We start from the raw sequence: 26,188 nt of genomic DNA on the forward strand, positions 1-26,188 counted from the left end.
AGGCGATGATGACGGCAATGATGCGGGTAACCTAAAATTCACCCGTCATATTTAAACTTGTCCGTCGATAGCGGCTATGGCGACGATGAGGATCATCGGTTGCCGGCTTTTTTGGTTCGTTCGAGTTGGATTGGCTGATGTACAGGCTTCAAAAGGCGGGACATAAGCAGGTACGTCCGCTCGATGAAAAAACGGCGCCGGCCGCGAAAACTCATGGTTCCCTGCTGGATGATCTGGTGGATGACGACGAGGTTTTCGAACGCACGGTGCTGAAAGAGCATCTCGAGCCGAAACCGGCGGCGGCTGCCGTCGAGCCCGCTCCGGCCGCGAGACCGGTGAAGGCGGCGTCGCCCAGCGGAAGTCTGGCCGCAGCATTGCCGGGCCTCAGCCATATCGACAGGATCGGCGTTGACGACGTCCTCATCTGGCTTCGCAGGGGCATCGTCTGGATCGTTCTGGCAATCATTCTCTGCGTCGCGGCTGCGCTCAGCTATGCGTATATGACGCCGCCACGCTACACGGCCTATACGGATATCGTCGTCAATCCCTCCAATCTCAACGTTGTCAACGACGGCGTGTTCTCGCCGAACCAGCAGCGTGACACGCAGATTCTCGAAGTCGAAAGCAAGCTGCGCACGATCACGTCGCGCAACGTGCTGGCGCGGGTGGTGGAGGAACTGAAGCTCGATCAGGATCCGGAATTCATCAGCCCGCCGCCGCTCGCCCGGCTGAAGGCGATGTTTTCATCCAGGCCGGAAGATGGCGACAACCGGCTCGGTGCACTCCGCTCCCTCGGCGACCGGGTCGCAGCGGAACGCGACCCACGCTCCTTCGTGGTGACGCTTTCCGTCTGGACCAATGATGCGGACAAATCCGTGACGGTCTCAAAGGCCATCGTGAAGGCGTTTGAAACCGAGCTGTTCCAGACGACCTCCGACAGCAGCCAGCGTGTCGTCGACGATCTCAGGAAGCGGCTTGAGGAAATGCGCGAGAATGTTACTGCGGCTGAAAAGCGGGTGGCCGATTTCCGTCGCGAAAACGGCCTTCAGGAGAATAATGGCCAGCTTGTCAGCAACCTGGCCTCCGGTGAGCTCAATGCACAGGTTCTCGCGGCCCAGCAGCGCGTCATCCAGGAAGAATCCCGGCTGAAGCAGATGGAGGCGGCAATCGCGCAGAACCGCACGCAAAGCGATGCGATTTTCGATAGCCAGACCATGAACACGATCCGGGCGCAATACAGCACCCTGCAGCAGCAGATCGGAGCCATGACGCTAACCTACGGCGCGCGTCATCCGCGGCTGGCGACTGCAGGCGCGGAACGGGCCATGCTGGAACGCGGCATGGCCGACGAGGCGCGGCGCATTCTGCAGGCAGCAAAGACAAATGTCGCCGAAGCGCGCTCCTCGCTCGATGCGCTGCGACTGAAAGCCGTGGCGGAGCGTGCCAATGTCTTCACCGATAACGAAGCGCAGGTGCGGCTGAGGGATCTTGAGCGCGACGCCCGCTCGGCAGCGGCGATCTATGAGACCTATCTTACCCGGTCACGCCAGCTCGCCGAACAGCAATCGATCGATTCCACCAATGTCCGCGTTATTTCGCAGCCGGTTGCGCCGAACTCCAGAAGCTGGCCGCCGGGCAAGCTGGTCTTCCTCGTCGCTGGCGGCGCGGGTGGCCTGTTTCTCGGCCTCGCCATTGCAATCGCACTCGGGCTGTGGGGTTATCTGCGCCGGGACGATCATGCGGAAGCCGTGGCGCGTTAAACCTGGGACCCCGCGCCGACTTATTCTTCCGAGATCAGACCATCATAAACTTCAAGGAGAGCGGCGGCGATGGCCGCACCCAGCGCATTGCCGGCATCGCGAATGCCTGCCTCGTCGCCATCACGGACGGAAACGGCGAGATCGGACGCCTCGTTGGCAACGATTTCCTTCGCCCGTTCTATTGCCCAGAGGCCGAAATCGCCGCGGTTGTCGATTGAAATGGTTTCCATGGCCGGGACCTTTGTCATTGATGTTTCCGTCCATTAAACCATCGGACGCCAAACGGGAATAGGCGAGGGGAAGGTCATTCAACCAGCGGGCGTGCAATTTCCCCGCCTCAAGCGGAGGATTTATAAAAATATTAATGATAGTTCTTCGTAGTGTTTGAAGCCTTCTATTTTATGCATATGCGTGCCCATAACAATGAAACGATGCCTATCTTGGACGCCGGACAGATTATGACAGGGAGAGAGATGCCGCAGACGGAGGAGACTGGTCATTCCTGGCCGGTTATTTCTCTTGCGTCCCTACCCATTACTGACGCAACCATCGATGAAACCGCGCGGGATTTCATCCTGCGTGCAACGACGGAGCGTACGCCGGGTGCAAGGCCGTTTTATTCGACATCCGCAAACGGTCAGGTCATCGCGCTCTGCCACCACGACCGCGAATTCGACGCCATGCTGCGGCAGGCGGACCAGATTCACGCCGATGGCATGTCGCTGGTGATCTTCTCCCGCAAGTTCTGTGCCCGGGCGTTGAGAGAACGGGTTGCAACGACGGATCTCGTCCATGCGGTGGCCAAGCGCGCCGAAGAGACGGGCAGCCGGTTTTATTTCCTTGGCGGTTCCGAAGAGGTGAACCGTGCGGCGGTCGAGGAAATGCAGAGGCTTTATCCGCGCCTCGTCTTTTCGGGACGCCATAATGGTTATTTCAGTCCGGGTCGCGGGGACGAAATCATTGCCGATATTGTCGCCTCGAAGACCGATATTCTTTGGGTCGGCTTCGGCATTCCGCTCGAGCAGCGCTTCGTTTCGCGCAATCTGGACAGGCTATCCGGCGTCGCCGTGATCAAGACCTGCGGCGGCCTTTTTGATTTCATTGCCGGCAAGAACAGCCGGGCGCCGCAGTGGATGCAGGATATGGGGCTGGAATGGCTCTACCGGGCGATGCTTGAGCCGAAGCGTCTTGGAAAACGTTACCTGCTGACCAATCCGATCGCCATATATTCGCTGCTGAAGTATCGCTTTGGCGCTTCGGGGCAGAACCGCTAGATCATTGCGCCGTCTTGCCCGATAAATGTAAGGTTTTTCTAACTTATTGAATCAGCGCGCTGCGGCGCCGAAACCCGTTGCAACTGCGAACGGCTGCGCTACACTGCACAAATATTACAAATTTATTCGAATCAGAGATATTTTGAGGCCACCAATGGTGATTACGTCCATTTCTCTTTTCATATATGGAATTGGCACCGTTACCTCTCTCGCCATGACCTATATTGAAGGCGCCCGCCGCGACAAGAGCTGGGATTTTTATCGGGTAACCGGCATTGTCCTTTGTTTTTTCTGGCCGGTGCTCGTGCCGCTTCTCGTGCTTGCGGCGGCCTTTTCGTCTTTCGGTTTGCAGAAACGGCGCGCGAACCCGATGTCGTTCGGCAGGCAAAAGACGCTGGGTTAAACGTGACGGTAAGATCGGGCGTCAGCTTTTCTTCGCCGGTGCCTTATAGGGCGTGAGCGTGATGCCGAGGCTCGCCATCACCCGGCCCACGGACATGAGGGGGGGATGGGTGGCGGGCAGCAGCGAACCGGTTTTCAGCAATGCTGAAACGGCGCGGAAGAGCGACAGGCACAGGCTGACGGCATTTTTGGCGGCGAGCAGCAGTCCGCCCTTCAGGCCGGGGCGGCGGGCGCGATCGATGCTGTAATTGATGATGCCGGTCCGGAGCGAGCGCTCCATGATCCAGCGCGGCGCCATGCGGCTTTCCGGCACGTATTCGATGATGAGGGCGTTCGCATTCCAGGCGAATTTGAAACCGGCCTTGCGGCAGCGTGTGAAGAAATCCATGTCGCCGCCGCCGAGGAAGTTGAACCGCACGTCGAATTCCGGCTTCGGCAAGGTTTCGAACACTCGCCGTGAAATCAGGCAATTGCCCGAGCCGTGGATCTGGTCGACCGGGCCGGTCGGTGCTTCTATGGAACCGAACAGCGGATGCGAAAGAACCGCCCTGGAAGCCGGGGCGTCGAATTCGCGATTGACGGGTCCGCCGACGATATCAGCGTCGAAGGATTTCGCCGCCGAGACCATTTGCCCAAGCCAGACGGGGGAGGCGGCCTCGTCGTCATCGATCATCAGAAACCATTGCGCCGAAGGATAGCTCTGCCGGGCGGTGCGGAACGCCGTATTGATGGCGTAACAATTGCCCTGTGTCGGTTCTACCAGGGCCAGCCCGGCCATGTCGTTTTCGGCAAAAAAGGCGCGCGCAACAGCGAGACCCTGCTGGCCTGCACCATCATTATCGACCACGACGACCGCGAAGGGAAAATCGGCCTTCTGGGCTGCAAGCGATGCAAGTGTCTTCTTCAGGCCTTCCGGCCGGCGGAAACTGGGGATGCACACCACCGCTTCCGGCATGATCTCGGACATGGAAACTCCTAAATTCCGGCAAGTGCTGCGGCGGAAAAAACGACGGCCCGGAGGCTCTGGCGCGGGCGATGGATGACGGTGTCGGCCAGTGCCGAAAAGGCTTCCCGGTAACGGCGGGCACGAAACGCCTGGGCAACGGTATAGGCGTTCATATGGTTTTCGGATTTGCGGCGAAGCCGTCCGAGCTCCTGCGGGGGTATGGCTGCGACGATGGCGGGATCGGAAAACACGGCTTCGATTGCCGGTTCGCAATCGCGGAAGGTCAAGAGCCGGTTCATCATAACGCTCGTCCGGTGAACCCGATAATCGAGGACGTGGCGGCCGGGAAGATAAACAAAGCGGCCCGCGGCGGCCAGCCTGCACCAGCCGTACCAGTCTTCCGCATACCGCAGGGTTTCGTCGAAACCGCCGAAATCCTGGAAGATTCGGGTTCTGACCAGCATGATGCCGCCATTGACGATGAAGTTTCCGCCGAGCAGCGGCCGAAGGATGAACCCGTCAGGCTTTTCGCGGCGACGGATGAGGTTGCGACGGCCGATCTTTGCACCGTTTTCATCGATACGCTCGTAATCGCCATAAACGGCAACGACATCCGGGCCGGTGACGCCGGCGCAAAGCGCCGCGACGGCGCCAGTCTTCAGGCGGTCATCGGCATCGAGAAACATCGTCCACTCGCCACGTGCCTGCGAAAGACCGAAATTGCGAACCGCGGAAACGCCCTGCCGTCCCTGCGGCCGGGCAAGCAGTTTAACGCGCGGATCGGAAAAACCCTGCACCTTTTGCGCCGTGCTATCAGTGGAACCGTCATCAACCACCAGCACCTCGCAGACGGTTTTGCCCTGAAGCAATGCGCTTTCGATCGCTTCCACGATGTAACGCTCGCCATTGCGAACGGGGATGACAATCGAAACGGATATCAAGCTTTAAACTCCGTGAGGCATGGGCCAAGAATTCGCACGGCGAAGTTACTACCGGATTAAGCGGCGCTGGCCAATTATGGCGTGGTATAGCGGCGGTTAACCTTGCAAATCTTTAATATCCTTTTGGCATGATCAGAATGTTATGTTTTGAGAATGGAGCGTGCCGGGTCCATCCGGATGTGCGGAAACGCTCCGACATTTTGGGCTGCGCATCGTTGCTGGCGAAAATCGATCCCGGTTTTCCCTCGATGCGCCGGGGTTGTGGAGGCGGATGAATGCGGATCGGGCGGCGGAATTTTCTGGGCGGTGCGGCAAGCGCGGGCCTTTTGCACGCCGTGACCGGCACGGCCTCTGCCGCGCAGAAAAAAACCTCGACCAAAACCGCCCCTTACGGCGCGGCCATTTATCTGCCTGACCTCACCGCCGATAGCCGCATCGGTGAGGCGATCGTGAAATATTGCTCGCGCATCACCCCCGTGACTGAAATGAAATGGGAGGTCATGCGGCCATCGGAAGCGGTGTTCGATTTTGCGCCCGCCGATGCACTCGCCAACTTCGCGCGCCAGCACAAGCTTTCCATGCATGGCCATCCGCTGATCTGGTACGCCTCAAATGCCCCCTGGATTGCCGGCATCGGTGGCAGCGGCAAGGTCGAGAAGCTGATGGAAACCCATATCGTCAAGGTGATGGAGCGTTACGGGGATGTGGTCCATAGCTGGGACGTGGTGAACGAACCGATCCCGGATGTTCCCGGCAATGTGCGCGCCCGGCGTGACGCCTGGTATTACGGCGCCGGGCCGGACGCCATCAAGAAGGCCTTCGATATCGCCCATCAGGTCGATCCGAAAGCGCAGCTCGTTCTCAATGAATATGACGTGGAATTCGCGGTCGAAAAATCGCCAGCCAAGCGCGAGGCGTTCCGCAATCTCATTCTCGAGCTTCTGGAAAAAGGGGCGCCCATCAACGCCATCGGTCTGCAGGGGCACCTGCGTGGCGGCTGGCCGATCGCCAAGGACGAGCTTGCCGCCTTCGTGACGGAAATGCGCGGTTACGGCCTTGCCGTTCTGGTGACGGAGCTTGATGTGATGGACCAGACGCTGCCGGGTCCGGAAGCGGAACGTGATTTGCTGATCAACGGTCAGGTCCGAGATTTTCTTGAGGCGGCCTCGGCCGGCGGCCCGCTTTCCTCGATCACCACATGGGGTATTTCGGACCAGTATACCTGGATCCGCTGGGCCTATCCGCGTCGTGACGGCACGGCGAACCGACCGTTGCCGCTCGACTGGAGCTTCAACGAAAAACCCATGATGGCCATCATCAATGAATTCCGGAACCGTGGTGCGTGACTATGAATGCTGAAATGCCGCTTCCTCCCGTCCAGAAAGCGCTGCAGGTCAATCTGCATCCCTTCGACGCTCCGCATGCCGCATTGACGTTGCCGCATCAGCTACGGGTCTGGGGCGGACAGGTGGACCGCATTCTGCTGACGGTCGATACCGGCCAGGTGGGGGCGGGTCGCTACAAGGGCAAAGGCTTCGAAGCGTCGCGCAAACGACTTTTCGACATGCTGGAGGAAATGCAGATCAACTATCCGCATCTCGTCGTCGATATCGTCGATTACAGTGATGAGGCGCGCAAGGCGGTGTCCGAGACCTTCTTTTCCCGGTCGGCGGTTCCCTATCCCGCCAAGGCTTTCGACGGCGGTCCTTTCCACGTCTATTTCCACGGTCTTAAACGGGCCAACGCCCGTTACGTGCTGCACATGGACAGCGACATGATGTTTGGCGGCGGCAGCCAGAGCTGGTTTTCCGAGGCGATCGCGCTGCAGAAAGCCAATCCGGATGCGCTGTGCATCACGCCGTTTTCCGGGCCGCCGACAGTGCGGGGCGATCTCGATATTTCCCGCCATGTCGGCATGCCCGGCGTGAAGAACATTCCTGAGCCGCGCAAGTTGCCGTCGCGTATTCCCACCTGGCGCTTCGCCACCGTTTCCACACGTCTATTCATGATTGACATGGAACGCTTCGCCAAGCGGATCGGTTCGCTGGAACTGCTCAGGCCCGATTTCAAACGGCGCATCCGCTCCTATGCCTATAATCAGCAGCCCATCTCGATGCCTGCTGAGGAGGTGTTGAGCACCAACATGATGCGCCGCGGCGTCTACAGGCTGGATTTTCTCGGTACGGGTAAAGGCATGTATTCACTGCACCCGCCTTATCGTTCGCCGGAATTCTATTCGGCGCTCGCTTCCATCGTCGAGCGGATCGAAAAGGGCGATATACCCGAAGGTCAGCTCGGCGATTTCGATATCAACGGATCGATGGTGGACTGGACCAGCGCGCTGGCGGCCAAGACACGCTCCAAACGTTACGCGAAGGCCCTGCGCCATCTGATATCGGCCAATGTGGGTCGTTTTACCAAGGCTTGAGGCGGCGGCCCGGCTCGTGTCGGTCTGCGGGGGGCCTCAATAATCGGTGATGAGTTTGCTCCAGCTCTCCGAGCATAGTCCGCCTATATAGATATCCCCGGCCAGCGCCCTTTCCCTCAGCAGATCGTCCCGGGTGGCCATGCAGAAATATCCGTCATGGCGGAAGCTCATGTGGTTCTGGCGGTAAAGCGCGTTGATCAGAAAGGGCTGCGCCATGCCAGTGACATGGGCGTAATTCTCATTGTCAAAATGGTGGAACAGTGTGTTGAGGACATCGTTTTCGCGGCCGGCATCACAGACGAGATTGAGCACATAGGCGGTTCGCGCCGGCTGCCCGAAAAACAGGGCGGCTCCCATGACATGACCTTCGGCCGTCTCGATCGCCAGGCTTTTCAGTTCGCCTAGGCTCTCATTCGTCCTGCTCATGCCGATCAGCCAGTGAAATTCGTCATGGGACCATTCCGGGCGGACGGAAAAACGCTCGATCATCGGCAGCGCTGCGCGGCGGAAGGTTTCGAAATCCACTTCTTTTACCCTGGCGCCCGGAGCCTGCTGCGGCCTCAGGCCTTTTTTCCATTTGCGCAGAACGCCGTCCACGAAGCCGAGCGCCGCCAGGGCAAGCGTTGTCTTGGCCAGTTTCGAACGGCGCGGCATGCGCAGTGCGATGGTTGAGAAGGGCTTCAGCGCCTTGTGCCATTGCAGGCTTTCGATGGGCAGCATGTTGCCGCCGGTCGCAACCCAATGGTCGGCGCTGACAGGCGAGGCTGTATCCGAAAACAGCATGTCGTGTTTCGATGCCCGCATGCCGCGGGACAGGCGCGCGGCCCCGAGTGCGCCAAGTTTTCCATCCGACGCGAAAGCACAGAGCAGGCGCGCCGTAACGGTTCTTCCATTGGCGACAAACCGCATGGGCACGGCCAGAATGACGCTTGTCACGCCATTCTCTCCCGCATCGTAAACCACGCTGCCGTAATCCGGATCAAAAACGGGGCTGCTGAAGAACAACGTCTCTACATAGGAGCGAAAATCGAAGCTCGTCGTGGGCCCTGTCTTCCTGAATGCGCTGTTCAGCACCCGCTCGACAGCCGGCACGTCGTCCCTGCGCATGGGGCGGACGCCGGTTGAGCTTTGCGGCGCCGGGCATCGCGTCGACTGACCGTTATCGCTATCGTCCGTCCTGGTGTGCCTCGGAACGTCCACCCTGGGTCTCCAGCCTATGCGCATTTACGAAATCAACCCAAAGATATATCTTGAGTTGTTAATATACGCTAAATAGAGTATCTGCTGGCTGCGTGAGTATACCTCCGGCATACGAAGACGGTTCTCTTGTCGTGCAAGTAGAGGCGGGCTTTCCGGCCGGGAATTTCGTGGTAAATATTAAGGAAATCAGCGCATTAAATTTTCGATGCGAAGTTAACGCCTGAGAGCCGTTCTTCAGGGCGCAGCTTCTTTCCCGGCAGTCCTTCTCCGTTTCTAACCCTTTGACCTCGTTCCGGAAGCGCGGTCGGAAATGACGGAATTACTATTCTTCCGTGCATTATATATAACTAAAAAATAGGATTTTGGGAGGATATTCGGGTAACCGGATGAAGCATCGGACGGGATGCCGAGGCGGTGGAAAGAGGAAGAGAAAAACCCCTTATGGATGCACCGCATGACGGACAGGGGCGTGGCTACTGGCGGGACGCATTGTTTTATGTGACGTTCCTGTACTTCACAGTCGGTTTTTCGCCCTATATCTCGCTCTCCTCCACCTATCTGGGGTCCGCCATGGCGGCCGGGTCCAACCTGCTCAACCAGCTCACCGCAGTCATCCTGCTCTGCAGTTTTGTGGCATTCATGGCCAGGGAGCGCTCGTTCTCCATCATCCTTGCGCCGCGCCTGCTGACAGCGGCAATTTTCGGCTGGTTTGCCTTGACCTCGCTTCTCGGTGAAGCACCATCGTTTTCTCTACGTCGGCTTGTCATGTGCATCATCATCTGTGTGCTCGCCGGCGGGTTCCTGCAGCTGCCGCGCACCGAGCGGCATTTCACCACGCTGCTCGCCACCTGCGTCCTCATCATATTGTTCCTGTGTTATTTCGGCGTCGTCGCCCTGCCTTCGCGGTCCATTCACCTGGCAAGCGATGCGCTGGAGCCGCTGCTGGCCGGCAACTGGCGGGGGGTCTTCCAGCACAAGAACGAGGCCGCATCGGTCATGGCGGTGCTGATCATCGTGTCGATTTATCTTTGCAGGCGCTGGTCCTTCATCGGCGGCCTCTCGGTGCTGCTGCTGTCGGTTTTCTTCCTGGTCAAGACAGGTGGCAAGACGGTGCTTGGCCTGATGCCGATCATCGTGGCAACCGGCTGGTTCATCGTTCGCTGGCCCCGGTGGCGTTATATGGTCGTGACCCTGCTTCTTTTGTTCTGCGCGGCCGTGACGGTGGGCACCACGGTAGACCCGGTGTTTTCACAGATGCTGACGAAAATGGGCATCGACGCCAGCTTTACGGGCCGAACCGATATCTGGGCTGTCGCCATCGATTACATCCGCAAAAGCCCGATCCTCGGATATGGCTACCAGGCCTTCTGGCGCAGCGATACGCTGATGTCGAGCTTCACCGAGGACAATAGCTGGGCGACCACCGCGCCGGCTTCCCATAGCGGCTATTTCGACCTGCTGCTGGAAGGTGGCGTGCCGGGGCTGGTTCTGGTGCTGATATGGATTTATCTGCTGCCGCTCCATAATCTCGGCAAAATGGACAGCGCCACGCGCAACAGTCCGTTGACGCGGCTTTATGTCGGCGTCTGGCTTTACGTCCTGCTATACGGCTTTCTGGAAACCCTGTTTCTTCTGAGCGCGGGTTTCGTCTGGTTTTTCCTGCTCGTCGCGATGATGGGCCTGCATCTGCAGGCCCATGCCAGCCTCGTCGAGGAAGAGGCGGAGCGGGAACCCGGCCAGTCCGGCGGCCCCGTGCGCAGTGCAGCGAAGCCGGGCGGGCCGCCTGCCGCACAACCGCAGGTCCTGCATTCCCGTTGACGGTTCGAGATGCGCCGCCACCGCCGGCCGCTCTGCGTCGGGTAATGATGCAAGATCACTGCTCCATACTGGTTCCGTCATTTGATATCGCGGGCAGCAGCTGCACCGCGAATCCCTGTCGGCACCTGCAATTTTTCGGCGTGAAGAAATTATAAAGTTTTTGATCATAATTATTTTGCGATAAAAGGAATCGCGAGCAGCCCATAGATCGGCTCTGCTCAGCTTTTCCTCAAGATGCGGCCTGGCGCCTGGCCTTTCAGGGGCGCCATGCCACGGGGGGAGACGACCTGTGCGTATTGCAGGGACAGGCCCGGACTTTCTTCGGCGTATGCATGATGCAGAGGCAATCCCAGCCGATGATGCGGCTATCGAAGCCCTGATGACCGGGGTCCTCGACGTGCCATGCCAGCCTTGCCGAACACCTCCTGTGGCACGGGGAAGGAGCGGTTTTTTCATGACGTGAGGTTTCCGTGTCCTTTCTCCAGAACGCCAGCATCCGCACCAAAATTCTTTCCCTCATTCTGCCGATCTGCATCGTCGGTCTTGGCGCCACCGGCTTCATGTCCGACCGCTACAAGCACGCGGACACGGCCTATTCCGATTTTATCGCCAAAGACAACGCCGCCCTGGTGGAGCTTGCCCGGGCAAACCGCAACCTGCAGTCCATGGCCTATGGTGCGTATCAGATCATGGTTTATGACGCCAATAGCCCCGACTTTAAAATCGTGAAGCAGGAATATGCGGGGGACAGGGCAGAGGTGGTAACGCGGCTGGACGATGTCAAAGCCATTTTTCCGGAAGAGACAGCAGCACTCGACAGGCTGTTGCGAGACGTCAAGGGCATTATCGCCATCACGGATAAGGCCGTGGAATTCGGTTCGGCCAACCGCAACCAGGAATCCGCTGCGGAGCTTCTGAAGGCTGACGTTGCCATGCGCGCTACGGGCGCCGACATCGCCAATCTTCTTGACAAGCTTGCCAAGGGTGTCGTCAAGGGAAGCGACGACCTGACCGATCAGACCAATTCGACCATCCTCACCTCGCTGATGGCTGTCGGCGTTGCTTTCGCGACCGGCATTATTCTGGCGCTTTTCGTGGCTTCGCGCGGCATCACCACGCCGATTGCCCGCCTGCGCGAGCGCATGGTCTCGCTGGCCGCCGGTGAAACGACGGCGGAAATCGACGGAATGGCACGCAAAGACGAAGTCGGCCAGATGGCGCAGGCGGTTCAGGTTTTCCGTGAAAATGCCATCGAGCGCATTCGTCTCGAGCGGGAAACCGAAGCGAACCGCAGCCTGTCGGAACGGGACCGGATCGACCGTGAACAGCAGAAGGCGAAGGAAGCGGCCGACGTCAAATTCGCCGTCGACAACCTCGCTGCCGGTCTCTCGAAACTCTCCGACGGCGATGTCTCCTACCGCATCCGCGAGCCATTCACGACAACGCTCGATACCGTGCGCAACGATTTCAACACATCGGCGGAAAAGCTGCAGGCAGCCCTGACCCGTGTTGCGCAGAACGCCAACGGCATCGGCGCGGGGGCAAACGAAATCAAATCGGCCGCCGACGATCTGGCGAGACGTACCGAACAGCAAGCGGCGGCCGTGGAGGAAACCGCGGCGGCCCTGGAGGAGATCACCACGACCGTGCGGGATTCCACCAAACGCGCGCAGGAGGCGGGCCTGATCGTCAGTCGCGCCAAGGCGGGTGCGGAACAATCTGGCGAAGTGGTGCGCCGCGCCGTGGTCGCCATGGAGCAGATCGCCAATTCTGCCAATGAAATCAGCAATATCATCGGGGTGATCGATGAGATCGCCTTCCAGACAAACCTGCTTGCCCTGAATGCCGGCGTGGAGGCCGCCCGCGCCGGTGAGGCCGGCAAGGGCTTCGCCGTCGTGGCCCAGGAGGTGCGCGAGCTTGCGCAACGCTCCGCCCATGCTGCCAAGGAGATCAAGGCGCTGATCACCACCTCGAACGATCAGGTGCAGCAGGGCGTGCAGCTGGTGGGTGACACCGGCAAGGCGCTGGTGACGATCGTATCCGAAGTGCAGGAAATCAACCGCCACGTGGTTTCCATCGTGGAGGCTGCGCAGGAGCAATCCTCGGGCCTGCAGCAGATCAACACCGCGGTCAACCAGATGGATCAGGACACCCAGAAAAACGCGGCGATGGTTGAAGAAACCAATGCCGCAAGCCACAGCCTGGCCAAGGAGGTGGCCTCTCTCAACCAGTTGCTGTCGCAATTCCGCCTCGGCGACAGCGCCTATCAGCCGCAGAGCCAGCCCGCGCCGGTGCGCACCGCCGCCGGCGGCGAAAGACCGGTAGCATCACCCGTGCGTGCGCTCGGCCACAAGCTCGCTGCCGCCTTCGCGGGCAATGCCGCCCTCGACAGATCGAGAGACGAATGGCGTGAGTTTTGATCCTGCGACTTCATTCGCCTGAAACCAGCGCCCGGTGCTTCGACCACCGGGCGGCTTTTTGTGTCGGGGTTGTCGAAGACCGGATAGCTTATCTCAGACCACCACTGATCCGCCGCCGCCAGCCTTCGGCCATCGCCTTCAATGCTTCAGTAATATCGATCGGGACGGAGTCTAGCGGCGTTTTGGGGAAGACTGTTGCGACACGCAATTGTCAAGCACGCTGCCTGGCGGATGCGGCAACGCCTCCATAGGCTTCCGTCAAAAAACGGTGCGTGGCAATCCGGGGCGATACGTTCTGCGTAAAATGGCGCACCCGACAGGATTCGAACCTGTGACCTTTGGAATCGGAATTGGAAGACATTAGTTGTAAGTATATGATTTTCAATAGATAGATTTTGCAGTGCGTTAAGGCTGCGCTAGATTTACGAGTACTGTGAACCAGCTCCGGCTAGCTCAGTTCAATTTTTTGACCTGTCTAGGAGTGTCATCGGAATTGGCAGACATTGGTGGTAAGTTGACTACAAGACCTTTGACCTTATGCTGTGCTAAGGTTCCACTTTACATGAAATCTTTGATTTAGTTTAATCTCCGCTATCTCACGCGGTTTAGGAGCGTTATCGTTTGATCTACCTGTGTCACCTGTCTCTTTAATCGTCGGTGAACTGCCGTATTCGTTGAATGTCGAGATTGGCAGCTCAGATTTGCAGAACTCAGACACTATCTAATTTATGTGGCTTCCAAACTGAGCGAGGTAAGTAGTATTCTTTCGTTAATCGCTCTGTAACTTGTAAACTTGCAGGATCATGGACCCACTGCACAGTTAATGCGGCGGTAGGCAGGAAGTTTTCTACTATAGCTAGCACGTAGTTGCTTCGATTATGGCAGGCTTCGTAATATTCTTTTTTTGTTAAAACGGGTGCACATGGTCCGGCGGAGCTCTTTACCTCTATAAGTTTCAAAGTCGAATCTTTAGTAGCTTTGAAATCGCAACCAACGCCCATTCGACTGACGTCCATTACTGTCCAACCGTCGGCTACCAACAAATCCCGAACCGCCTGTTCAGCATTCCACCAAAAGCCGCCCTTTGGTGGTAGCGAGGTTTTCGCTGTCTTGTTAGTTGCGTTAGTTGAGGGCGTCTTAGTTGACGAGGGCGTCTTCGGTGTCGGCACTGGTGATGTTGTGCTTGGCAGCGCGGCTGAAACTGGTGCCGAGAGATGAACAAGTTCCTCTACCCAAGGCGTGATTTTCCCTGTCGCCAGAATTGCAGTGTGAGCAGCAGATGTCTGAGAATCCTCGAAGTATTCTGAGGCTTCTTTTGGACTGAAATCAAAATCGGCAAGGAAGTCGCTTAAGCTTACGGCAACGCGTCCCGCAGCCAGGCTGCTATCATAATATAAAGCAATTATAAGAGGTACGATTGGTAGCTTATCGCCATTATTCGGGCGAACTATGTTTCGGTAAAATTCAACATCACTGAGATCATGTATAAAATATTCGTCAGTTGATGGATCTTTTCTAAAAACTTTGGCGTGATCTTCGTTGCGATATTTCGCGCCTGGCTTCAGCTTACACCCTGCACCTCTCAGGGTTTTGGGTACAACGGGATCAAGATGAGGACACAGCGTTCGGGATTGCAACAAAAACGTGCGATCTTGAAATTCCGTAACTGTGCCATAGCACATATACCCTTTTTGGAAATTAAGATTGTTTCTCCAAATATTGGACGGGCTTGTCAGCGTACCGCCCAGCTGCCGTGAAGCAACTTTGAATTCATTTTCAAATAATATCAGAATTTTATAGTCACTTGTCCTGCTTGGCTTCCTATAAAGATCGTCTAATATTTCCTCGATTTGGCCTGTAGTAAGGCCCATGGGATCACCGACTTGCGGAACGCCGTTGCCCATCTGCTTGCAAGCTAAGAAAATTTGGACGATTCTCCCTAAGTAGCGTCTACCAACGGAATCTTGAAGAATTTCGAGCGAACGTTCGAAAAGATCAGCGTCGTTTATGGGTATCATGCAGCGTATGTCTCGTCCTGATTAGTCGTCTTGCCGAGGTAATCTGTCGGAGAGTAAATCCCACGCATTAATTTTTGATATGCGGACTTCGGTCCGGAAAGGTAGGATTTGGATGCCCCATCTTCTCCAGCACATAGTACTGGCAGATCGCTTATCGCGTCTCGAACTGTTGTTCTCAAACCTTGAGAAGGCTGAAGTGACAGGTCTAAGTTTGTTCCTTCGGGTGTACCAACGATTATCACCCGATTTCGACGTTGAGGTACACCATAATCCGCTGCGTTGATCTTGAGCACACTGGTTTTATATCCGAGATCTGAAAACTCACTGAGTATGGTAGCCAGAAACGTTCCTTTCGACATGCTCAGCAACCCGGTGACATTTTCGAAAATGAAAATGTCCGGTCTAATTCTTTTCAAAAGAAGTGCGTACCTGCGATACAAGTGGTTTCGATGATCTCCCTCCGATCGGCGCTTCCCACCTGTTGAAAATCCTTGGCACGGAGGTCCGCCGACGAGAGCAAGTATGCCCCCACCGCTTTTCCTCTCCGAAGATTGCACAAGTCGGTCGATCGTTTCGTCCAGCATCATGTCGCCCACAAAGGCATTGCTGTCGACATTCTTTTTAAAGGTTTCTATAGCGTTCTTATCGAAATCGGTCGCGGCGATGGTTTCCCAACCTGCCCACTTGAAACCAAGTGACAGACCACCAGCCCCAGCAAATACGTCTATCATCTGGCCTGAAACCCCTAACGCTTTTGCCAATTGCATAGCGAGCAAGGGCGGGACGGCGTTACCAATCTGCTGACAGACAGCGCGCTGAGGGCCAAGAAATTCGAAGCTGTCGGGGAACGATTGCAAACGTGCTGCTTCGCGGTGAGACAACGTTCTATGCTGCAAAGGGCTAGGGTGGAGAAAGCAACCATTTCCCGGTCTGTTGTAGTACGTCCCGATTGTAAAGGCAGGTAGATCGTAGAGGAGCCGTCCGTAGTATGTGGACCGCGAACCTTTACCTGCCGCCGCGCTAGCGCGTATCTGGGCTATCCGTTGTGATGGGATAGAAAGAGGTATATCCTTCCAGTTGCCGCCTGGAGGGACCGCCTTCGCGATCTCTAGGTCCAGTTGGCTCAAGGATGCGGCTTGATGATTAGCGATCATTTCAGAATTTGGACCACGATGCTTGTTGCGTCATTAACTCAGCCGAAGAGTCGGAGACTTTGGGTAAACAATCAAGCAGCGAAATCATTTCTCCCCTACTAAAGCCATATAGCTTTGCAGCGGCAATCTCTAAAAGATGAGCGCTGCGATCTTCAGCATCCTCATTCAAAACCTTTGCAACAAGCTCGCTCAGAAGTTTTTCGTTACGAGCAGTAATTTCAGGAACAGCTGCCTGTCTGATAACGCCTAAAGACATATGGTTTGTGGCTGATCTGAATCGGACTTGGAATTCAACCATCAGCGATGACATAATGGCATAAAATGCTCGTGTACGCTGTAGATTGCCATCTCGATAACAAGCGACATGTAGTGAATTCCCCGCGATCCATTGCGGTGGAATCATAGCAGTTATCATACGGCGTTCTTGCGTGGGCCTCGAAACATCTCGCCAAACGATACGATTCTTACCTATAGATTCCATGCCCTTAACAAATTCAGTTTTGACAAAATCTTGAGGGCCGGCCAAAATTTCATGACGCCGGATCATTTTTCCTTTGATGAATGGGTGCGACGAACCAGCTCCAATTTTTTCGCTGATTCTCGTCTCGTCTAGCTCCCGACCAAGCCAGAGTTGATTATCTTCAGTTCCTTCAAAATGTTCGAGTGGCTTAAAACCATGAAATTTTGACATAAATTTAAAGCCCGAAGGACCAAGCAGAACCGGCAAGGTGTAAAAACGATCGGCTTCGAAATAAGATTCAATTTCGATAAATTGCGAACTCGCCTTGTTCCCGCTGGCGTCGTAGGCGACAAAATTCGATTTTTTTGAAATGCTTTTGCCAGGGCTCATGATCAAAGTTACGACTGGCTGATCTACCTTTGCAAACAGCCTAGCTTCAGCAGGATATACGGCGATTTCTTCAACAGAGCACGCAGTAAATGCTTTCTCTCTCAGGCGGGCCGACGACTGATCTCCAAGCAAAGATGCCGGTAGTATTATACCTACAACGCCATCGTTAGCGGTCATGTCGATACTGAGATCCCAGCCGCACCGTGCTAGATTGGTGGACCAACCTCCCCAAGCTGATCTTGACTTGGAGTCGGGGAATCGCGCTTCAAGACGGTCTGAAAGTTTCTTCAGACTGTCTCTATATGAGGCCGCTTCCGATGCGGACATGTGTGAGGTTTCTCTCCTGTCCGGCTTCAACAACTCCCAAGGGGGATTTGTTATAACTATATCGAATTTGGTTGGACTTTCATAAAAAAAGCTATCTCCTACCCGCGTTTCGATGCTGACGGATACGCCTAATAAAGACGCAGCGCTTAGAACCCTCGATTTAGCTTCCTTTACGGCTTCTTCATCGATGTCATAAAGATGGATGCTCCACCTAATATTCGAGAAATGTTCTAATCTCGATGCTGCTTTTAGAAAGGAGCACAAGAGCTGACCATCGCCGCAGAAGGGATCAACAATAAATATGTCTTTCCGCTTCGTCGTGCTTTTTTGGATGCTTTCAACAACCGATTTAGCTAGCTGTACAGCTAGAATTTCGGGAGTGTAGAATTTACCTCGGACCCGTTCGTGCAAAGACTTTCCGTTGTAGCTCTCGGCGCGCAAATCTGCCCCAGGGTAACTCAGCTCTAACAATTTAAACCTCTAACAGTTGCCAACTTGAACCTTACCGCGCGAACAAATTGGGAACGTCCGTGTTAGCTAATTTCTATTTCAATGTCACCCTGCAGGCTTTGCGCGTACAACGCCTTTGGAGTTTATAGTAGCCGTCGTTTGATCACTCTCGAAGTCGCCTCTCGTCAGTGTGAAGGGAGACTTGGAACGGCGACAGTGTATGACAGGGATTATGCTTGATAAGCGGAAAATGACACGCCAAACGTCGAACATTTGATAATTTTTTTCGCGGATATTTTCATCGATTTTTCTTGCGCACCGATATATAACCGTCCGCAGCAAGGAGCAGAAATGGCCCGCATAGACAATACCGACGATTGGCGGGACCGCCACGCGCCAACAATTTCAGCCTTCGAATCGCTTGCCATCGAGGCATATGGCCACCTGCCGGACGAATTTCGCGCCCTGACCAAAGACCTGATCATCGAGATTTCCGATTTTCCCACCGATGACGTCTTCGAGGACATGGCTCTTGAAACGCCCTTCGATCTGCTGGGCTTGTTCGAAGGCCGAGGTATTTCGGAGCGCTTCACGATGGAAACCGGCGAGATGGTGAACCGCATCACCCTCTACCGTCGCCCGATCCTCGACTACTGGGCCGAAAACGAAGAGACGCTGGGCGATATCATCACTCACGTCCTGATCCACGAGATCGGCCACCACTTTGGCCTTTCGGACGATGACATGGAGCGGATTGAAGAAAGCGCTGATGAGGCGGCTACAGATCGCTAGGGTTGTCGGCTTTTCTCCAGGCTATTTGCCGTCAAAGCTTGCTTTTCCGAAATCGTCTTTTGCATAGCGATAAAGTAAGCTCTCAAGCAATTCGCGGGAACGAAGCGATAAGGTTATGCAAATGTACCTTCATAAATGAATTATACTATCTTAGAAGTCGTTTTAAACTGGAAGTGATAATGGTGAAAGACGTGACTATCTGGGGCGTGCACATGGGCGTACACGTGGAAGACCGACCAATACAGGGTGGTTATGTTGCCATAGGATGGCCTGCGTTGGGTGATGTAAGACAGGTCGGACAGACACGAGAAGACTACAAACGCGCCATGGCAAAGGCCTACGTCGACATTAAGCCGGGCGCAATCCCGGTCGATGCTGGGACTGTGTTTAAGTTTGTTCATGAGATTCAAGCAGGCGATTTCGTTATCTACCCATCCAAGTCAGATCGCATGATTAATATCGGAAGATTTCTTGGGCAAAGCGCGTACGACGTGAATGACTCCGACGATTATCCTAACCGGCAGCTGGTTAAGTGGTTGGGGCACTTTCCCCGCAACGAGTTCAGCCAAAGTGCCCTGAACGAAGTTGGGTCGTTTCTGACCCTTTTTCGTATCAAACGCCATGCGGCCGAGTTTCTTTCTAAAATTGGATTGGGTGAGGGCGACGTGCATGTGGCTGGAGTTGGACCGGTCGCAGAAGTCCAGGAAGAGGTCGAGGACGATGATAGCGCCACTGTCGCGGTTTCTCGGCAAGCAGAAGAAACGACAGAGGATTTCGTTGTTAGACGTATCATGGCACAGCTTAGCGGATATCAGTTCGAAGAGCTTGTCGCGCATTTGATGGAATGTATGGGTTATACAGCCCGCCTTACCCCGAAGTCGGCCGATGGCGGTGTTGACGTGATTGCTCATATGGATGCTCTTGGCTTTCAGCCCCCGATAATTAAAATCCAGTGTAAGCGAACAACTGCCCAACACGGCTCGCCAGAGGTAAATCAGTTGTTGGGCACCTTAGGCGAAGGCGAATTTGGTCTTTTCGTATCTCTTGGATCATTCAGCAGATCGGCGAATGAGCTTGAACGAAATCGTTCGAAGTTGCGATTGATCGACGGCGAAGCTTTTGTAGCGATGATCTTGGAAAATTATGGAAAGCTTTCGCCTCGTTATCGAGCAATTGTCCCGCTGAAGCAGATCTACGTTCCAGATTTGCCTTCCCCGTAAAATCGCGCTGCCATAGGGTCAAACCTAATTAAACACACATTTTCTTAGGTTCCAGCTCTCTCAACCATTAACCTGCTGCACCCGCAGAGCAATTCCCCGGTGGCACTCTCCGGTGGCCCTACGCAATCATCGGCAACATAACGAATGGCATGGCAACGCTGTTTTTTGTGAGGTTCTGATGAAGCAGGCGCGTGTTTTGACGGATGCAGAATTCAAACGTGTGCTGGCCGTGGTCGCGCAGATGAAACATGCCGGGCGCAACAGGCTGGCATTGTTGCTTTCGCATCTCGCAGGCCTGCGTGTAGGCGAGATTGCTGCGCTAACTGTCCGCGATGTCTTCGACGGTGATGAGAAGGTTCGAGAGCAATTGCGGCTGCGGGCTGAGATCACTAAGGGTGGTCATGCGCGAGTGGTTTTCCTCAACGAGAAGCTACGCCGGGAGATTGAGCGATATTGCGGCGAATGGATCAATGATCGGAACACCGATGGGCCTCTGCTGCTCACACAAAAGCAAACAGCATTCTCGGCAAATACCCTTTGCCAGTTGATGGGGCAGCTTTACCGGAGTGCCGGATTAGATGGAGCTACATCGCACAGCGGTCGCCGCTGGTTTATCACTCGGCTTGCGCATTCCGGGGTCAGTCCGAAGGTCATTATGATGCTGGCGGGCCACAAAAACCTGACTACCACCCAGCGTTATATCGACGTCCGTGATGAAATGATGAAAGCGGCTGTCGATTTGCTGTAATGCATCTGCGATGGAATACGGCAGCGTATTGGTATCCATTCGGACAAACTGTCCGATGTAACTTTTATTTACCTTTGATTAATACCCCTTCGTTGTGGCAACCTCTATAGAGATCGATGATGACTTCACCCCCAGTAAGTTGCACTAGATCAGTATACGAACTGTATGTCTGGTATATGTATACGAAAAAGTCTTTCAATGTCTGGCTTTGAAAACAGAGAGACGTTGCAGCTTGCAACGTTAGGTGCCGGGATATTGCACGTGTGCGCTTAACACACGATAGAACAGGCTGTGCTTAATGTCATCGAACCGGCTACAGAGTGGACCTTCATGGCTAAGAAAACAAGAGCATCGACAGCGGATCACGAAGAACTGAAAATCGCGCGCCGTAAACGCAACCGTCTCCGGCGTGAGACAATCGCGGCTACGAAATCCTCGATCAAGAACGCTAGCGCGGATGTGTGGCCAATTTTCGCCGCAATGCCGGAAGGTCAGTTCCGAAAGGATTCAAATATCGAATCACGCGACGAAGCAATCATATATAAACTTGCCCATCCCAAATTCGATCTGGCGGCCGGAATGCAAGCCTATGATAATAAGCGCAGGAACCATGGCCTCACTGAGGACCAGCGCGCGGCGCGGATTAGAGAAATCGGCGCGAAAGCAAAATCCGAGATGGAGAAGGTATTTTCCCCATCGGAAGACCTCGTTTCGAACAAAGAGCGCATTTCGCCCGAGGTGCGACGTTATCTCTCCGCATTGCGTGGCCGGGATATCGACACGCTATTCGAAGACTTCCGTCGTCAATTCCATGCCCAGGATACTATCAATCCGGCTAAAATGCATATCGAAGAGACATTGCTCTACAAGAGATGGAGACACTGGTCTGTTGACGATACGGCCCCCGGGCTTCGCGCTATGGATGCCCTGGTCCATTTCTTGCAGGAACAAGAGAAGTACTTTCCCGAGGATTATTGCCATCTGATTGAGCGGTTCAATGCTGACACGTTCATTAGCCGACTGAGCTGGGAGGGGCGTGACAAAAACATCATCGTCGCCGCTTGCATTATGGCAGCGGAATACGATCACTCGACGGAAAGCTTCAAGGTTGCGGACGCCGACGCCCGGGGTGTCGCCGATCTTTATGAGCGTCACAGCGATTTGCGGCGAGAAATAAAAAGGCGGCGAAAATAAAATTTCTCAAATGTCTGCATATTCAATGACATAAAACGCTACTCCATGTTTTTCGAAAGCGGATTCCGCCCTCAGAATTGCCTTCAGTTAACAAGCACGGAGGCATTTCATGCGGTACATCAACGGAAGCATCAGCGCATCGAACGCAGCTTCCGATTTCGACGCAACTGCGGAAGACGCGCATGCTTTGGCGCAGTCCATTCCCGACGCAGATGACATTTGGCGCGGCTTCAAGTGCAAAGAGCAGCTCACAACCGACGAGGCGGTGCTTGAGGAAACGGCCCACCTTATCCGGTCGCATGACCGGAGATACACTAATATCACGCTGTCACTTAGCCGCCGCTACAAGCTTCGGTTTCTATGCCGTGCCCTTTGCTGGAAGGCTGAGGCCAAGGACATCGGCGGCTATCTCGCTAGCGTGCTTGAGAAGGCGGGAGTCTCCATTGCCGGAAATACGGATAACGAGCAGGCCATCAATGCTGCTGTGCTTCGTTACCTTTCTGCGCAGAACGCCGAAGAACTGGCACATAAGTCGGAAATCTCTCGGAGTGCCACGGCGCTCTCGGGAATTGAGATTATTTGTGCAGACAACGGCATTGTGCCGTCGTTTCGCACGGCCAGCGAGGTTCTTCGACTGATCGAAGGTTCGAGTCGTGATGCCCTCGCAAAGATCGTGAAAGATCGGCGCTCCGAACCTGTTGAGCCGCCGCAGCCGGTCCCGCTGCCCGTTCCCGCTCGCGTCGCGGAAGAACGTGTCGTGGGCCGTCAGTCGCCTTCTGCAACGGACAAGGCGGAGAACGAGTTGGCCAACACGTGTCTTGTCGGTGAGATCAATCAGAAACTGCCGCTTGTGGCCACGATTGATCTGCCTTTCGGCCTGGCTGGTGATACATTCCTGTTCGAAGGTCGCACGATTGGCGATCAGCTTCACATTTACGGCCCGATCCTGAAGGCCCCTGGCCGCTAAATGCGGCCAGCTTTACCCCCTTATCAGATATGAATGTGGAGCATGAATATGGCCGCGCGGACCTGTGATCCGCTGCGTCACGACGGCGCGTGTTATCGCGCTGCGGTGCAGCCTTGGTATTCGGAAGCTTTGTCGCGCACGGACGTTGCGGCGCGGACTAATGGCCGGATCACGAACAAACAGCTCGATATGCTGAGCGGCCATGGATTGATGACGCTTGGGCATTTTCTGCAGTCCGCCTTTAGCGGATTGAAGGCGCGTGACACCATGGTTGCGGGCCGTGATAAGCGCCTTAGCGCCGCCCTCATTGACAGCGGTGGCTATCAGATTTCAACTGGCGCGGAAAAATACTCCGAACGCACGATGTTCGATTTACTGCGGTATTCCGAGCAGTTCGAAGCAGCGCCGATCCTCGACGGCCCGACCTCCTCCATTTTCAATCCGAAAAGCTTTCTTCGCAATGTTCGGGAGTGCTTTGATTTCACCGTCGAGAATGCGCGATACGCGATCTCGAACCGTATTCCGGGCAAGACCAGACTGCTCAACGTCATTCAGGGTCTGAGCTTTGAGCAGGCTATCGACTGGTTTGAAGCGGTCAAGTTCCTCAATGACCCATGCAGCTTTGGTGCAAGAGCGCTAGAGGATTGGGCGTTTGCTGGAGCGACGCGGACCTATTTCTCGCTTGTGCTTACGTTGCTGGTGATGATGCGGGACCAAGCACTCATTTTGCCGGGCGCGCGTCTGCATTTTCTTGGAGTCGGTCATCCCGAAATTGGCTGTGGGCTGACCGCGATACAGGACGGCCTTCGTGCGACTGTCGATGAGGCAATTCTCGTTTCTTTCGATACGGCAACTCCGTTCCTGCTTGCCGGAAGGTTCAAACGGGGCTTCGGGACGCCATCGTTGACGCGCGAAAGCCTCTATGTGCCGGTCGTCAAGATGCCGGTTGCCGCCTCGTTTGTCGGCAGCACTGCGTCATGGAAAATGTCTAGCCCGTTTGCTGACCGTCTTACGCTGGGTGACCTGAACTTTCATGCCAGCGGTCGCAAGACATCTTGGGATGACATGTCGCATGCGGTTCTCGCCGCGCACAATGTTTGGGCGCTGAGCTACGCCGTAGCCGAAGCAAATAGGCGTCTTCGGCTTCCAGTCGGGGAGGCACTAGCGGTTTTACCTTCCCGCCTCATCGAACTCACGGAACTCGTGCGTGAAATCCTCCACGCAGAAAAACCGATGTCCCTCATTCGGCAGCACCGACCGCTGCTCGATAGCCTGGCTCACAAAAGCCGAAACACCCGTTTGGTCAACGACCCGACAGGGTTTGATCGTTAATCGCCGCATCGCGGCAAAAGGAGAATAGTAATGCGTACTCTCACCACTGTCGTTGGTCACGTTAGCCTGGGGTTTTCCGCGCTGTGCTGGCCGCTTGTCTATTTTGCGACGATTGTTTTCAGCAATTTCCTGATGATCTGGCTACCGATGATGCCGCTGTTCGGCACTGTTATTCCTCCGGCGATTTTCGCCTTTGGTTTTGTATTCGTTCTGCGGGATTTCGCGCAGCAGGCTATCGGGCATTATGTACTTCTTGTCATGAGCACTGCGGCCGTGGCCACATACGCGCTTGCCGGTCCTACAATCGCCTTTGCCAGTGTTAGCGCCTTCGTTGTCTCGGAGCTGGCCGACTGGGGAATCTACACCATGACGAAGCGACCGATGCGTGAACGCATCCTCTTGTCCTCACTGGTCGGCGTGCCTGTGGATACTGCCGCGCTCTTTCTTGCGCTCGGGATACTCGATCCTCATTCGCTAGTCGTCGGGATCGGCGTCAAGCTGATCGGCACTGGTCTTTTCTGGATCAGTCTCACGATTTGCCAGCGGAAGGAGGTCTGATTATGGTCATTTACGTCGTCGGCCTTGAGGCACACGAGCAACGCTATACGGGTGAATGGGCCACGCATCTGCCGGATCAAATCCGGCAGGCCTTACCGAACGAGGATATCCGCGTCATCGAAGGCGTTGCGAAACAGCAAGAAACCACGCCGGGAGCGTTCCTTAACTTCGCGGCGACCAACATCTTCAAGTCTCAGCAGATCGCGGAAATCGCTGCGTTGTTTGAGCGAGGCGACGTTAAGGACAGTGACTGCTTCTTGTTCACTGATGCCTGGCACTATGGGATTGTCGCTCTGCGTTATATTAGCGATTTGCTGCGGATTCCCGTTCGAACCGTAGCGCTCTGGCACGCAGGTAGCCATGATCCGCACGATTTTCTTGGCCGCATTCCCGATGTCACATGGGCTCGGGATTTCGAGCGCTCGCTGTTTGAGGCAATCGACCTAAACATGTTCGCCACGCGCTTCCATATCGATCTGTTCAAAGAGGCACATGGGATCAACGATGAAAGCCGGATCCAGCGTTGTGGTTGGCCGATGGAATATTTGCCTTCAAACCTTCAGCCTCACCTCGAATTGTGCAAGCGCAAGCTCGTGCTGTTCCCACACCGCATCGCGCCGGAAAAGCAGGTCGAAATTTTCCGCGATCTGGCGACCGAGTTTCCTGAATACGAATTCCGCGTTTGTCAGGAGGCGAAGCTGACGAAGCGCGAGTATCATGAACTGCTGGGACAGTCCGTGGCCGTATTCTCCGCGAGTTTGCAGGAAACCCTCGGAATTGGTCTCTATGAGGGGCTGCTGTGCGGCGCTATGCCGATTGCGCCGAACCGGCTTTCCTATTCTGAAATGTATCCCAGGGAATGTCTCTACCCGTGCGCTTGGACCGCGGACTGGGACAGCTACCAGCGTTGCAAATTGCAACTCGTAGCGCATATGCGGTCGGCCTTGACTAAAGCGAGGACGAACCAATGGCAAGACCATGCGGACGTGCTTGCGTCCAATATCAGGAACAAGTTCTTCGACGGAGCAGTACTATATGATGCGTTGGCCGCGTAGGCCGGAGCGACGGACATCGGTGACCGTCCGCCGTTCGATCTCGCTGGCGAGTTTCTGCTGTAAATCTAGTAGCCGGGGGAGATTATTTAAGCGCATACGTTTCAGCCGCCATGAAATCCCACAAAGCGTGGCAAGCCCCGGCTCTCGATTAACGGCGATGAGATGCGAATAATAGCGTGGGCTACGTCCGAGCCAGATGCGAGAAAACTCCATCTGCGAATTCGTCAGCCCGTCTGCTTGTAATACCTCGTAAATGTCTTTGATCTTCATTCTGCTATCTCCTTGAAACAAATATTTATTTTCAAGAGGCCAAGGCGCTAAAATGGTGCTGGAT

23 protein-coding genes are annotated in these 26,188 nt (G+C 55.3%); 15 read left to right on the forward strand and 8 right to left on the reverse strand.

The annotated features are described in order from the left end of the window. The first annotated feature begins 137 nt into the window (after positions 1-137). Complete coding sequence (uppM, locus tag K7A42_RS21995) at positions 138-1,760, forward strand: polysaccharide biosynthesis protein UppM (RefSeq protein WP_282455871.1); 1,623 nt, start codon at positions 138-140, stop codon at positions 1,758-1,760. Positions 1,761-1,780: 20 nt separating this feature from the next. Here the strand turns inward: uppM and K7A42_RS22000 are convergent, their stop codons facing one another. Continuing rightward, positions 1,781-1,990, reverse strand: a complete 210-nt coding sequence (locus tag K7A42_RS22000) for a hypothetical protein (protein ID WP_003491679.1) — start codon at positions 1,988-1,990, stop codon at positions 1,781-1,783. Between the two features lie 243 nt (positions 1,991-2,233). Here K7A42_RS22000 and uppL point away from each other — a divergent pair, with 243 nt between their 5' ends. Together uppL and K7A42_RS22010 are read left to right on the forward strand one after the other, a co-directional pair. Next, positions 2,234-3,034, forward strand: a complete 801-nt coding sequence (gene uppL / locus K7A42_RS22005) for a polysaccharide biosynthesis UDP-hexose transferase UppL (RefSeq protein ID WP_004443235.1) — start codon at positions 2,234-2,236, stop codon at positions 3,032-3,034. Between the two features lie 154 nt (positions 3,035-3,188). Then, complete coding sequence (locus K7A42_RS22010; RefSeq protein WP_282455872.1) at positions 3,189-3,437, forward strand: hypothetical protein; 249 nt, start codon at positions 3,189-3,191, stop codon at positions 3,435-3,437. A gap of 21 nt (positions 3,438-3,458) precedes the next feature. Here the strand turns inward: K7A42_RS22010 and uppJ are convergent, their stop codons facing one another. Together uppJ and uppH are read right to left on the reverse strand one after the other, a co-directional pair. After that, the gene (gene uppJ, locus K7A42_RS22015; protein WP_077987287.1) at positions 3,459-4,403 is read right to left on the reverse strand and encodes a polysaccharide biosynthesis UDP-hexose transferase UppJ; all 945 of its coding nucleotides are present in this window, start codon (positions 4,401-4,403) and stop codon (positions 3,459-3,461) included. Positions 4,404-4,411: 8 nt separating this feature from the next. Then, positions 4,412-5,323 (reverse strand): polysaccharide biosynthesis endo-1,4-beta-xylanase UppH, encoded by a 912-nt coding sequence (uppH, locus tag K7A42_RS22020; RefSeq protein ID WP_282455873.1) that lies wholly within the window; start codon positions 5,321-5,323, stop codon positions 4,412-4,414. 275 nt (positions 5,324-5,598) lie between these two features. Between uppH and uppI the strand changes: the two genes are divergently transcribed. Then, on the forward strand, positions 5,599-6,669 hold the full coding sequence (gene uppI / locus K7A42_RS22025; RefSeq protein ID WP_006699578.1) for a polysaccharide biosynthesis UDP-hexose transferase UppI: 1,071 nt from the start codon (positions 5,599-5,601) through the stop codon (positions 6,667-6,669). A 2-nt stretch (positions 6,670-6,671) separates the two neighbouring features. Continuing rightward, entirely contained in the window at positions 6,672-7,751 is a 1,080-nt protein-coding gene (gene uppG / locus K7A42_RS22030; protein ID WP_153776329.1) for a polysaccharide biosynthesis glycosyltransferase UppG, read from the forward strand. 36 nt (positions 7,752-7,787) lie between these two features. Here the strand turns inward: uppG and K7A42_RS22035 are convergent, their stop codons facing one another. Beyond that, positions 7,788-8,858, reverse strand: coding sequence for a hypothetical protein (locus K7A42_RS22035; protein ID WP_006699580.1), 1,071 nt, complete (start codon positions 8,856-8,858; stop codon positions 7,788-7,790). 534 nt (positions 8,859-9,392) lie between these two features. On the opposite strand from K7A42_RS22035, the gene uppW reads away from it, so the two are divergent. Together uppW and K7A42_RS22045 are read left to right on the forward strand one after the other, a co-directional pair. Next, a complete protein-coding gene (gene uppW / locus K7A42_RS22040) occupies positions 9,393-10,769 on the forward strand; it encodes a Wzy-type polysaccharide biosynthesis protein UppW (protein ID WP_282455874.1) in 1,377 nt (458 codons plus the stop codon). Between the two features lie 470 nt (positions 10,770-11,239). Beyond that, on the forward strand, positions 11,240-13,189 hold the full coding sequence (locus K7A42_RS22045; RefSeq protein WP_282455875.1) for a methyl-accepting chemotaxis protein: 1,950 nt from the start codon (positions 11,240-11,242) through the stop codon (positions 13,187-13,189). A 710-nt stretch (positions 13,190-13,899) separates the two neighbouring features. Here K7A42_RS22045 and K7A42_RS22050 read toward each other — a convergent pair. Genes K7A42_RS22050 through K7A42_RS22060 form a run of 3 tightly spaced genes read right to left on the reverse strand, consistent with a single transcriptional unit; the run spans position 13,900 to position 18,009 of the window. Beyond that, positions 13,900-15,207: a DUF3883 domain-containing protein gene (locus K7A42_RS22050; protein ID WP_282455876.1), complete on the reverse strand. Its 1,308-nt coding sequence runs from the start codon at positions 15,205-15,207 to the stop codon at positions 13,900-13,902. Beyond that, positions 15,204-16,361 carry a DNA (cytosine-5-)-methyltransferase gene (gene dcm, locus K7A42_RS22055; RefSeq protein WP_282455877.1) on the reverse strand — a complete coding sequence of 386 codons (1,158 nt, stop codon included), beginning with the start codon at positions 16,359-16,361 and terminating at the stop codon, positions 15,204-15,206. The genes K7A42_RS22050 and dcm overlap by 4 nt, the downstream gene beginning before the upstream one ends. Position 16,362: 1 nt before the next feature. Then, on the reverse strand, positions 16,363-18,009 hold the full coding sequence (locus K7A42_RS22060; RefSeq protein ID WP_282455878.1) for an Alw26I/Eco31I/Esp3I family type II restriction adenine-specific DNA-methyltransferase: 1,647 nt from the start codon (positions 18,007-18,009) through the stop codon (positions 16,363-16,365). 330 nt (positions 18,010-18,339) lie between these two features. On the opposite strand from K7A42_RS22060, the gene K7A42_RS22065 reads away from it, so the two are divergent. The 8 genes from K7A42_RS22065 to K7A42_RS22100 all read left to right on the forward strand — a co-directional run bounded on the left by K7A42_RS22065 (position 18,340) and on the right by K7A42_RS22100 (position 25,854). Further along, positions 18,340-18,780 carry a metallopeptidase family protein gene (locus tag K7A42_RS22065; protein WP_282455879.1) on the forward strand — a complete coding sequence of 147 codons (441 nt, stop codon included), beginning with the start codon at positions 18,340-18,342 and terminating at the stop codon, positions 18,778-18,780. 179 nt (positions 18,781-18,959) lie between these two features. Then, a complete protein-coding gene (locus K7A42_RS22070; protein WP_282455880.1) occupies positions 18,960-20,000 on the forward strand; it encodes a restriction endonuclease in 1,041 nt (346 codons plus the stop codon). Between the two features lie 178 nt (positions 20,001-20,178). Next, the gene (locus K7A42_RS22075) at positions 20,179-20,748 is read left to right on the forward strand and encodes a tyrosine-type recombinase/integrase (protein ID WP_282455881.1); all 570 of its coding nucleotides are present in this window, start codon (positions 20,179-20,181) and stop codon (positions 20,746-20,748) included. 330 nt (positions 20,749-21,078) lie between these two features. Beyond that, entirely contained in the window at positions 21,079-21,942 is an 864-nt protein-coding gene (locus K7A42_RS22080) for a hypothetical protein (RefSeq protein WP_282455882.1), read from the forward strand. 109 nt (positions 21,943-22,051) lie between these two features. After that, positions 22,052-22,909: a hypothetical protein gene (locus K7A42_RS22085; protein ID WP_282455883.1), complete on the forward strand. Its 858-nt coding sequence runs from the start codon at positions 22,052-22,054 to the stop codon at positions 22,907-22,909. Positions 22,910-22,957: 48 nt separating this feature from the next. Beyond that, positions 22,958-24,241, forward strand: coding sequence for a hypothetical protein (locus tag K7A42_RS22090; RefSeq protein WP_282455884.1), 1,284 nt, complete (start codon positions 22,958-22,960; stop codon positions 24,239-24,241). A 30-nt stretch (positions 24,242-24,271) separates the two neighbouring features. Beyond that, complete coding sequence (locus K7A42_RS22095; RefSeq protein WP_282455885.1) at positions 24,272-24,799, forward strand: hypothetical protein; 528 nt, start codon at positions 24,272-24,274, stop codon at positions 24,797-24,799. 2 nt (positions 24,800-24,801) lie between these two features. Next, a complete protein-coding gene (locus K7A42_RS22100; protein ID WP_282455886.1) occupies positions 24,802-25,854 on the forward strand; it encodes a hypothetical protein in 1,053 nt (350 codons plus the stop codon). Here the strand turns inward: K7A42_RS22100 and K7A42_RS22105 are convergent. Then, positions 25,831-26,124, reverse strand: coding sequence for a DUF6626 family protein (locus tag K7A42_RS22105; protein WP_282455887.1), 294 nt, complete (start codon positions 26,122-26,124; stop codon positions 25,831-25,833). The genes K7A42_RS22100 and K7A42_RS22105 overlap by 24 nt on opposite strands. Positions 26,125-26,188 lie beyond the last annotated feature (64 nt).

Source organism: Agrobacterium sp. InxBP2, from assembly GCF_026191755.1.
Classification (GTDB): domain Bacteria; phylum Pseudomonadota; class Alphaproteobacteria; order Rhizobiales; family Rhizobiaceae; genus Agrobacterium; species Agrobacterium pusense.

What these genes read in the sequence shown, in the direction of transcription:
- K7A42_RS22100 (WP_282455886.1), top strand. Translation starts at nt 24,802, where the DNA reads ATGGTCATTTACGTCGTCGGCCTTGAGGCACACGAGCAACGCTATACG.
- uppW (WP_282455874.1), top strand. Translation starts at nt 9,393, where the DNA reads ATGGATGCACCGCATGACGGACAGGGGCGTGGCTACTGGCGGGACGCA.
- uppI (WP_006699578.1), top strand. Translation starts at nt 5,599, where the DNA reads ATGCGGATCGGGCGGCGGAATTTTCTGGGCGGTGCGGCAAGCGCGGGC.
- K7A42_RS22075 (WP_282455881.1), top strand. Translation starts at nt 20,179, where the DNA reads ATGAAGCAGGCGCGTGTTTTGACGGATGCAGAATTCAAACGTGTGCTG.
- K7A42_RS22105 (WP_282455887.1), bottom strand. Translation starts at nt 26,124, where the DNA reads ATGAAGATCAAAGACATTTACGAGGTATTACAAGCAGACGGGCTGACG.
- K7A42_RS22050 (WP_282455876.1), bottom strand. Translation starts at nt 15,207, where the DNA reads ATGATACCCATAAACGACGCTGATCTTTTCGAACGTTCGCTCGAAATT.
- K7A42_RS22070 (WP_282455880.1), top strand. Translation starts at nt 18,960, where the DNA reads ATGGTGAAAGACGTGACTATCTGGGGCGTGCACATGGGCGTACACGTG.
- K7A42_RS22095 (WP_282455885.1), top strand. Translation starts at nt 24,272, where the DNA reads ATGCGTACTCTCACCACTGTCGTTGGTCACGTTAGCCTGGGGTTTTCC.
- K7A42_RS22065 (WP_282455879.1), top strand. Translation starts at nt 18,340, where the DNA reads ATGGCCCGCATAGACAATACCGACGATTGGCGGGACCGCCACGCGCCA.
- uppM (WP_282455871.1), top strand. Translation starts at nt 138, where the DNA reads ATGTACAGGCTTCAAAAGGCGGGACATAAGCAGGTACGTCCGCTCGAT.
- K7A42_RS22010 (WP_282455872.1), top strand. Translation starts at nt 3,189, where the DNA reads ATGGTGATTACGTCCATTTCTCTTTTCATATATGGAATTGGCACCGTT.
- K7A42_RS22080 (WP_282455882.1), top strand. Translation starts at nt 21,079, where the DNA reads ATGGCTAAGAAAACAAGAGCATCGACAGCGGATCACGAAGAACTGAAA.
- K7A42_RS22000 (WP_003491679.1), bottom strand. Translation starts at nt 1,990, where the DNA reads ATGGAAACCATTTCAATCGACAACCGCGGCGATTTCGGCCTCTGGGCA.
- dcm (WP_282455877.1), bottom strand. Translation starts at nt 16,361, where the DNA reads ATGATCGCTAATCATCAAGCCGCATCCTTGAGCCAACTGGACCTAGAG.
- K7A42_RS22085 (WP_282455883.1), top strand. Translation starts at nt 22,052, where the DNA reads ATGCGGTACATCAACGGAAGCATCAGCGCATCGAACGCAGCTTCCGAT.
- K7A42_RS22090 (WP_282455884.1), top strand. Translation starts at nt 22,958, where the DNA reads ATGGCCGCGCGGACCTGTGATCCGCTGCGTCACGACGGCGCGTGTTAT.
- uppL (WP_004443235.1), top strand. Translation starts at nt 2,234, where the DNA reads ATGCCGCAGACGGAGGAGACTGGTCATTCCTGGCCGGTTATTTCTCTT.
- uppJ (WP_077987287.1), bottom strand. Translation starts at nt 4,403, where the DNA reads ATGTCCGAGATCATGCCGGAAGCGGTGGTGTGCATCCCCAGTTTCCGC.
- uppG (WP_153776329.1), top strand. Translation starts at nt 6,672, where the DNA reads ATGAATGCTGAAATGCCGCTTCCTCCCGTCCAGAAAGCGCTGCAGGTC.
- K7A42_RS22035 (WP_006699580.1), bottom strand. Translation starts at nt 8,858, where the DNA reads ATGCGCAGGGACGACGTGCCGGCTGTCGAGCGGGTGCTGAACAGCGCA.